Below are 494 nucleotides of genomic sequence, written 5' to 3'. Positions count from 1 at the left end.
CGGTGATTGCGGTCATTGGGCTCGGCGTGAACATCGTCAGTGCATTCCTGCTCTCGGGTAGCCACCATCATCACGGTCATGACGATCACGCCCATGACCATGATGCCCATGGCGGCGACAATAACCTCCGCTCAGCCTATGTGCACGTCCTCGCCGACGCTCTCACCTCTGTGTTGGCGATCACGGCTCTTCTGGCAGGCCGCTATCTGGGCTGGGTCTGGATGGACCCTGTCATGGGAATCGTCGGGGCAGTGGTGATCGCTCGCTGGTCCTGGAGCTTGATGCGCGATACCGCCGCAGTCCTTCTCGATACGACAGACAATCACGTTGCCGAGGAAATACAGGATCTTGTCGAAGGACCAGGAGATGCGCGCATTTCCGATCTCCATGTCTGGCGCGTCGGCCCTGACGCCCATGCCGCGATCGTCGGTGTTGTTGGTGGCGTGGGCATCGATGCGGGTGTTATCCGTAACCGGCTCGTCCCCGTCCACGAG

General features: G+C 60.7%; 1 protein-coding gene. It reads left to right on the top strand.

Annotated elements, in window-relative coordinates:
• Positions 1 to 494 (top strand): cation diffusion facilitator family transporter (locus AACY08_RS28980; RefSeq protein ID WP_339472515.1); only part of this gene is annotated, 494 nt, incomplete at both ends.

The organism is Pseudomonas sp. EL_65y_Pfl1_R83 (genome assembly GCF_963970695.1).
GTDB lineage: Bacteria > Pseudomonadota > Gammaproteobacteria > Pseudomonadales > Pseudomonadaceae > Aquipseudomonas > Aquipseudomonas tritici.
This window is presented reverse-complemented; position numbering and strand designations above follow the sequence as displayed.